This is a genomic window from Corallococcus sp. 4LFB, from assembly GCF_046520365.1.
Taxonomy (GTDB): Bacteria; Myxococcota; Myxococcia; order Myxococcales; family Myxococcaceae; genus Corallococcus; species Corallococcus caeni.
Genome location: NZ_JBKGHJ010000398.1, coordinates 1 through 8,028 on the forward strand (window position 1 = coordinate 1; position 8,028 = coordinate 8,028).

The following is an 8,028-nucleotide window of genomic DNA, read 5'->3' on the forward strand; positions in this document are numbered from 1 at the left end:
AGCGCGGCGGCGTCTCGCGGCGGATGGCGGCGTCGTCCTCGCGCGACAGCTGGAGCAGCGCGCCCAGGGCGCGGCCGTCACCCAGCTGCGCCAGCACGCGCGCTCCTCGCACCGCCGTGTCCGGCATGCGGCACGCCATGGCGGCGAGCAGCGGCTCCAGGTCCGCTTCCGTCAGCGCCTGCCCCGGCGGGGTGTTGGCGAAGAGCTTGTCGCGCGAGGCCGTCAGCTCCGCGTCGGTGGTGAACTTCGCCTCCGCTTCGCCCGCCGTGCGCTTCGACTGGAGCACCAGGATGCGGGCCACTTCCCGCACCGTGCGCGCGAACTCCTCGTCCTTCGCCTCCAGCGTGGCGGCCAGCGGACGGCGCTCCAGCACCCGCACCGCGAAGGCCACGCGGCGCACGTCCCGGTCCGCGTCGTCCAGCGCTCGCGCCACCAGCGGCTGCAGGCGCGGGTCTCCCAGCAGGCCCGCCACCGACGCGCGCAGCAGCACCTCCACCTTGAGGGCCGCGGGCCGCGCTCGAAGGCGAGCTTCAGCGGCTCCGTGCTGCCCTTCGGCGACACGGTGGTGAGCGCATCCAGCGCGGCGGTGCCCACCTCCGCGTTCGTGTCCGGCAGCTTGCTGGCGATGAGCCCCGGCACCAGCGGCGACGCGCTGCCTGGCTTCGCCAGCAGGCGCAGGCCCTGCACGCGCGTGTCCACGAAGCGCGAGTCCAGCGCCGCGCGGGGAGCCGCGAGCGGAGACTCCGTCTCCAGCTTCGTCAGGGCCTCCAGCGCCGCGGCGCGCACCGTCTTGTCGTCGTCGTTGAGCCGCTCCCGCAGCTTCGCCCGCGCCGCGGTGCGGCCGTGGTTGCCCAGCTCCGTGGCCGCCAGCCGGCGCGCCTCCGGCTGCTTGTCCGAGGCCAGCACGCCCAGCACGAACTCCAGCGCCTCCGGCTCCTGGAGCGCCACCGCCTCCTTCACCGCGGCCTCGCGGCGGGGGAAGGCGGCCTTCAACGCCTCGTTGAGGACGTCGAAGCCGTGCCCGTACGCCGTCGTCTCGTCCGTGGGCTTGCCGTCCGTGCCCAGCGTGATGCGCGTGACCCGGCGGTCCTCGCCGCCCACGAAGAGGAAGCCCAGGAGCTGCTTCGCCTGACGGGGGTTCACCGGGGGCGCGAAGGCCACCGCGTTCAGGGCCTTGCTGCCCAGCTCGAAGGTGCGCGGCTTGCGGCGCTCGTCCAGGCGCCAGACCTTCAGCTTGCCGTCGCTGCCCACGGACGCGATGCGCTCCGCGGGGTCCTGCCCGGGCTCCGCTTGCGGCGTGGGCGGGAACACCAGCCCCAGCACGGAGCCCGCGTGGCCGCTGTCCTTGTCGCCGCGAACCTCGAACTCCACCGCGCCGACGAGGTAGCCGATGCGCAGCTTCCCGTCGTCACCCGCGGAGACGAGCCGGCCGTCGCGCGGCGTGAAGGCCAGCGCCCGCACCGCGCCCTCGTGGCCCGGCATGTCCCGGCGCGCACCCGTCGCCACCGTGAACGAACGCACCACGCTGTCATCACCCGCGCAGGCCACGTACGTGTGCGTGGGGTCCACCGCCACCGCGCGCAGCGGCTGCGACGACGCGCTCCACTCCTTGAGCTTCTTCGTGCTGTCCCAGTCCCACGCGCGCACGAAGCCGTCCACGCCGGCCGTGTAGAGCACCTTGCCGTCGGGGCTGGCCGCCACCGCCGTGCAGCCGCCGGGGTGCGCGTTGTGGAGCTGGAACTTCACCGTGCCGTCGGTGAGCGACCCGAAGCGCACGGTGCCGTCCGCGCCCGCCGCGGCGAACTGTTCGCCCGACAGCGCGAGGTCCAGCACGTGCGCGGGCAGGGGAGAGGTCCACAGGACCTTGTTGTTCGCTGCGTCGTACGCGGTGAGGCGGCTGTCGGCGGCCGCGCGCGTACCGCCCACGAGCAGCAGGCGCGCATTGGCGGCGAGCGCACGGACCTTCTCGATGTTGCCGATGGAGAGGTTGGCCATGGTGTCGTTGTCCTAGATGCCGCCGAGCTGCACGCCCGGGTGTGCCGCACGCAGTTGCACCAGCGAGGCCAGGCAGCTCTGCCACTCGCCCTTCGCCACGGAGCCGGTGAACTCGCCCAGCACGGGCGCCACCACGCGGGCGAAGCTCTCGTCTTCCAGGCCCAGGTCGCGCACCAGCTCCACCACGCGGCGCTTGGCCACGCTCGCGGACAGCCGGCGCTGCACGTCGCCCTCGCGCGCTTCCTTCGCGCGCCCGGGCGGCAGGCCGAACAGCATGCGCCGCAGGAACGTGCGCAGCGCCTCCACGTCGCCAAAGCGCGTGGTGCCGCCCGCCTCGCGCGCGTCCTTGCCGCCGCCCGCCGGCTTCCAGCCCTCCGGCAGGTGCAGGGGCCGGTGCTTCTCCCAGAGCAGCCGCACCGCGAACAGGCCCACCTCGCGGTCCGCGCTCTGCATCAGCCCGGACAGCCGCTCCGCGCCGCCCAGCCGCGCGTAGTGCCGGCGGATGAGCTCCACGGCCACCTCGCGCGTGCTGCGCTTGGTGGACTCCGTGAGCGCGAACACCTTGCCCGCGTCCAGCTCCTCCGGCTGCAGCGTGTGGCGCGCGTCCGCGCCCGGCTCGCCCGCGTTGAGCAGGGCGTCGTAGGCCAGGTTGCGGATCTCCTTCGCCTCCGAGTCCGCCAGCTCGTACACCCGCGTCTGGTAGCCCCAGGCGCGCAGCTCCGAGCGGGCGATGGTCAGCGCGAAGCGGCGCACGTCGTCGCGCGCGTCGAACAGGGCCGGCCACAGCCGCTCCGCCGAGTACGCCTTGCGCGGCGCGCGGGGGCGCAGCTCGTAGGACTTGGACTCCGGCTGCTCCGGCCCGATGCCCGGGTGGTGGCAGCGCAGGTACATCTGCGCGAACGCGCGCACCGGCGGCGGCTGCTTCGCGCCCAGCGCCAGGTCGAACAGGCGCTCCAGGCCCGCGTCCGCGTCGCCCGTGTCGCTGAAGTCCGCGGGCACCACGTTCGCCAGCAGGTAGCGGTGCGCGAAGTCGTGCAGCTGCGGATCCGCCCGCCGCGCCAGCGCCAGCAGCCAGGGCACCGTGAGCTGCCGCGCGGTGAAGAGCTTGCGGTTGCCCAACAGCTCCAGCGCCGTGCCGCGGAACTTGCTGTTGAAGACGAGCGCCTTCACCCGCTCCACGTCCAGGCCCGGCAGGCTGTCCGCGCGGGTGAGCCACTGCGCCGCCTGACGGCCCAGGCGCGGGTGCGCGACGAGGTCCAGGACCCACTCCGGCCCGATGTCCGCCACCTTGTAGGTGGACAGGGCCTTCATCGCCGTGTCCTCCACGATGCGCTGGCGCGTCGAGCGCTGCTTCGCCTCCGTCAGCGCCACCTTCCAGAAGTCCGCCGGCATCTCCCCGGCCGCGTACTTCGTGGCGACGTAGTTCTTCGCCCAGTCGAGCTGCTGCTGCGTGCCCCAGAGCAAGTCGCGCAGGAAGTCGTGCGTGAGCTCCGCGCGGTCGAAGGACTGCTCCAGCGACTTCGCCGCGAACGCCGCGGTGGGCTTGGACACGAGCAGCCGGCCCAGCAGCGGAAGCCCCAGGTCGCGCGGCTTGTGCTTCTCCAGCGCGGCGGCGGCGAACTTCTGCACGTCGTCCTCGCCCTTCTCCACCAGGTCCGCCAGCCGGTCCGGGGCGAGGTCCTGCGCGTGGCCGCGCGCGTACTCGATGGCGTAGGCGCGGGCCTTGTCGCTGGGGGAGAAGAGCAGCGCGAGCACCGCTTCGTGCAGCCCGGCCGCGCGCAGCTTGCCCTGGTGGAACTCCGGCGAGCCCTGGAGCGTCTCCACCAGGAAGTCGTGCGCGCTGCCCAGCGGACGGCGCGCCAGCCGGTCCAGCCACGCGGGCGTCACCTTGCGCAGCGCCTCCGGGTGGTCCTTGCGCAGGCCCTGGATGGCGAACTTCGCGGCGGGGTCCGACTGGCACGTGTCCAGCAGGCGCATCAGCGCGTCCGGCGAGCGCTTCCACGCGTCCGGATACATGCGCTGCTTCACCATGTCGTTGGGCGGCTGGATGGCGAAGCGCGACGCCGAATAGCCCTTGCTGTTGTGCGCCCAGACGTGGTGCGCCACCCAGCACTGCGCCCACGTCGTCTCCGGCTCGTAGTGCCGCAGCACCTCCACCGCGAACTGCGGGTAGAGCTCCGGCACGGCCGCGCCCAGGTGGCGCAGGAAGCGCCACGCGCGGCGCTGGAGGTAGGTGAGGGTGCCGCTGCCCACCTCGCGCTGACGGCGCCGGCCGCCGCGCTCCGTGTCGAAGCGCCACGCCAGCGCGCCGAACATCTCCGCGTCGTGGCGCGCCTCCGACAGCTTGTAGATGCGCTTGAGGCCCGCCCACAGGCCGAACTTCAGCGGCGCGTCCTTCACCAGCGTGATGAGGGCGGCGCGCGCGGGCTCGGTGTTCTTTTCGTACAGGGACACCAGCAGGTCCGCGAGCGCGAGGCGCGGCGGCTGCGGCACGTCCTTCTGCGCGAGGAAGCGCTGCCACGCTTCGTGCGAACCCTTGCGGCGGCCGGGCTTGTCGTCGCTCGCGCGCGCCTGCTCCAGCAGCTGTTTCAGCGCGTCGAAGGAGAGCGCGCCCTGCGGCAGCGGCGCGTCCGACGTGCGGTCCGGCTGGTCGAGGAAGGCCAGCACGGACTCGGCCAGGTCTGGGGCTTCCGCCCTGGCCAGACGTTCGAGGTCTGCTGCGCTCAGCGCGTCGCTCGGGGTCATGGGGTGTGGGGTTTAACACAGCTCCCTCACACCGCGAGGCATGATGGACCCGCCTCGTCACCACGGCAGCGCGGGCACCTCCACGTCCTGCACGTCCTGCATGGTGCCCGCGCCCACCGTCACGTCCTGGCGATACGACAGCCAGCGTCCCTCACGTTCTTGCAACACGAGAAGCGTGTAGGGCCCGGGAGGGACGAGGACCCAGGTCCCTGAGTTGTAACCCAGCGACGGGAGCGCCTGTTCGCGCAGCCACCGCACCTCCGTGGCGGAGGCCGATTCGGGCGGCGCGGGGACCCGGCCGGGGAGGAGGAATGCGGTGCCCTGCCTGCCGCGCTCGCTCCAGCGCAGCTTCAGCTTGAGGCCCTTCGTCGACAGCGGCAGCTCCAGGCGGTTGACGCGCTGCGCTTCCACGTGCACGACGCGGGGCACGACCATGCCGGTGTTCCCGTCCGGGATCTTCACCACGTAGTCGCCCGGGGCCAGGTCGCGGAACATGGCCACGCCGTCGCCCGCCGAGGCGAGGCGCCGCTCGTCCGGGTCCGCCTTCGAGACGGCCGCCAGGAAGATCGACGACGACGGACGGCCCTGCGCGTCCCGCAGCGTGACCTCCAGGCGGGTGGCGGACGGCAGGCGCAATTCGAGCGTGTCCTCGGTGGGGCCCACGATGCGCTCGAGCGACGCGTGCTCCGCCTCCTGCACGGTGAGCACGTACGGCCGGGACTCCACCGCGGGGAACTGGAAGGTGCCATCCAGGCCGGTGAGGACGTCCGCGAAGGAGCTGGCGTGCTCCGCGTTGGCCACGTCCTCCTGGGGCAGCGCCAGGGAGACGGACACGCCGGCCAGCGGGGTGCCGGTGGCGTCGTCCACCACGCGGCCCTTGATGACGCGGCCGGCCTCCACGCGCACGGTGCCCAGGTCCACGTCGCGGCCCGCGGGGACGTCCACGTCGCGCTGGGTGAGGGCGTGGCCGGGCACCTCGAAGGTGAGGTGCTGGGGGCCGGGCTCGTCCACGTAGACGGTGAAGGCGCCCTTCGGGTCGCGCACCGCTTCCTCGTTCACGGTGAAGCGGGTGATGGGCGTGCCGTCCTGCTTCACCAGCCGGCCGGTGACGCGGCCCTGGAAGGCCATGACGATGCGCACGTCCATGTTCCCCGCGCGGGCGATGACCTTGGGGCCCTCCTGGTCCTCCAGCCACCGGTGGATGCGTTCGCTCATCTGCTCAGGGGTCTCGTCGTCCGGGGCGAGCTCGGGGTCTTCGTCGAAGCCGCCCTTTCCGGGAGGCCTGGGCAGGGCGTAGCCGGGCTTCACCGCCTCCAGCTCGTAGTCCCAGTCCCGCGCCAGCGGCTCCAGGACGAAGCGGCCGTCGGGGCCCGTCTTCGCGGAGAGCGGGGAGAACGCGCGGCCGCCGCTGGCCTCGTCCTCCTTGGCGGTGGCGTCCACGGCGACGTCCGCCAGGGGCCGGCCCTCCGCGTCCACGACGATGCCGCCCACGCGGCCGTCCAGGTCCAGGCGCAGCGCCAGCTCCACGGTCTCCGAGCCCCGCAGCACCACGCGGTCGGGCATGAGCCGCTCGTAGCCGCCCGGGTTGGCGCGCATCCACACGAGATAGGCGCCGGGCGGCAGGCCCTGGATGTCGAAGTGGCCGTCCTCCCCGGTGGAGCCCGCGAAGGTCCTGCGCTCGGCCTCCTGCTCCTCTTCGCTCGAGCCCTCGGAGGGGGCTTCGTCCACCTCCTGCTTCACCAGGGAGATGTCCACCTCGTTGACGGGCGTGCCGCGCGAGCTGGTCACGGTGCCGCGCACCGTGGCGCCCCCGTCCAGGGCCAGCTTCAGGCCGGACGTGGGAGCGCGGACCTGGAGCTTGCGCGGCAGGTAGCCCTCCGCTTCGACGGTGAGGGTGCCGGAGACGGGCTGGTCCAGCTTGATGGCGAAGTGGCCCTCCGCGTCGGAGGTGGCGTCGAAGGTGAGGGGCGCCTCGCGGGGCGGGTGCATCATGATGCGCATGCGCGCCATCACGGGCGGAGGCGCGCCCTCCGGGCGCTTCTGTTTCGGCGGACGCAGCGACAGGGAGACGTCCGCCAGCGGCTTGCCGGCGGTGTCGGTGACGTGGCCCTCCACGAGGAGGGCCGGGGCGAGGACGAACTCCAGCGGAGGGCCCCCGGCGGCCACGGTGCGGACCGCGGTGAGGTCCTGCAGCCGGTCCGCCACCACCTGGAAGGAGTAGGAGCCGGCCTGGAGCGGGCCCAGGCGCACGCGGCCGTCCGCGTCGGTGGTGCCGAGCGGCTGGAAGATGGGCGAGCCGTAGCGCGTGGCGAGCTCGCCCGGGAGGCCGGCGTTCACCTCCGCGTTGGCCACGGGGGTGCCGGCGGTGTCGCGCACGGTGGCCTCCACGAAGAAGGCGGTGCCCAGGCGCAGTGTCACCTGGGCCTCGCGCTGGTCCTCCGTGACCTTCACCGTCTCTTGCGCCTGGAGGCCGCCCTGCTCCGCCTCCAGGGTGTAGTCGTCGGGGGACAGGCCGTCGAAGGTGAAGCGCCCCTGGGCGTCGGTGGTGGCGACGTGGTCGCCGCCGACTTCCGTGACGGTGGCGCCCGCGACGGGCTGCTCGCCGTCCACCACCGTGCCCACGATGCGCCGGGGGGCGAACATCACCACGTCCGCCACCATGGGGCCCGCGGCCAGCTCCTGCTCCCACACGGGGAGCCTTCCCGGGTGGACGGCGAGGAGGCCGTAGGTGCCCGCGTCAGGCAGGGGGCCCACGGAGAAGCGGCCGTCCGCGCCGGTCTTCGTCTCGAAGTAGCGGGCCGTTCCCGTGTGCAGCACGGTCACCTGGACGTTGGCGAGCGGGGCGCCGTCCTCGTCCACCACGCGGCCCGTGACGGGATGGCTGGGCTCGAGCTCCAGCGTCACGTCCTGGGTGCCGGTGACGACGTCCTCCCGGAGGCCGGCGCCCTGTGGGCCCAGGGCCCAGAGGGTGACCTTTCCCCCGGGCAGGCCCTCCAGGGTGAAGGTGCCGTCCGGCGCGGAGGTGGTGCGCGACAGGACGAAGGCGCTGCCCCGGTGGGCCTCCACCAGCTCCCGGACCCAGCGGGAGGCGGAGACGGAGGCGCAGTCTTCCGAGAGCAGGGAGACGCCGGGTGAGTCCGTGGCGTCGCACGGCAGCTCCGACAGGGTCTCCCCGGGCAGGCCCACGGAGGCGGAGACCTCCATGCCGGCGACGGGGTGCCCCTGGAGGTCGACGACGCGGCCCTGGACCTGGAGGGCGCCCTGGGGCGGCGCGGGCGGGGCGGCGGG

4 protein-coding genes are annotated in these 8,028 nt (G+C 73.6%); all 4 read right to left on the reverse strand.

Going from position 1 to position 8,028, the window contains the following annotated elements:
• Positions 1-310, reverse strand: a 310-nt coding sequence (locus ACLEQD_RS31790) for a hypothetical protein (protein WP_410389258.1), incomplete at its 3' end; no start/stop codon positions are given.
• The gene (locus ACLEQD_RS31795; RefSeq protein ID WP_410389259.1) at positions 223-1,995 is read right to left on the reverse strand and encodes a HEAT repeat domain-containing protein; all 1,773 of its coding nucleotides are present in this window, start codon (positions 1,993-1,995) and stop codon (positions 223-225) included. The genes ACLEQD_RS31795 and ACLEQD_RS31790, both read right to left, overlap by 88 nt.
• 12 nt (positions 1,996-2,007) lie before the next feature.
• Positions 2,008-4,740: a hypothetical protein gene (locus tag ACLEQD_RS31800; RefSeq protein WP_410389260.1), complete on the reverse strand. Its 2,733-nt coding sequence runs from the start codon at positions 4,738-4,740 to the stop codon at positions 2,008-2,010.
• Positions 4,741-4,797: 57 nt separating this feature from the next.
• The coding region (locus tag ACLEQD_RS31805) for a carboxypeptidase regulatory-like domain-containing protein (RefSeq protein WP_410389261.1) at positions 4,798-8,028 on the reverse strand (3,231 nt) is incomplete at its 5' end.

Excerpts from the sequence above, each read along its gene's own strand:
- ACLEQD_RS31800 (WP_410389260.1), bottom strand. The coding sequence starts at position 4,740 with ATGACCCCGAGCGACGCGCTGAGCGCAGCAGACCTCGAACGTCTGGCC.
- ACLEQD_RS31795 (WP_410389259.1), bottom strand. The coding sequence starts at position 1,995 with ATGGCCAACCTCTCCATCGGCAACATCGAGAAGGTCCGTGCGCTCGCC.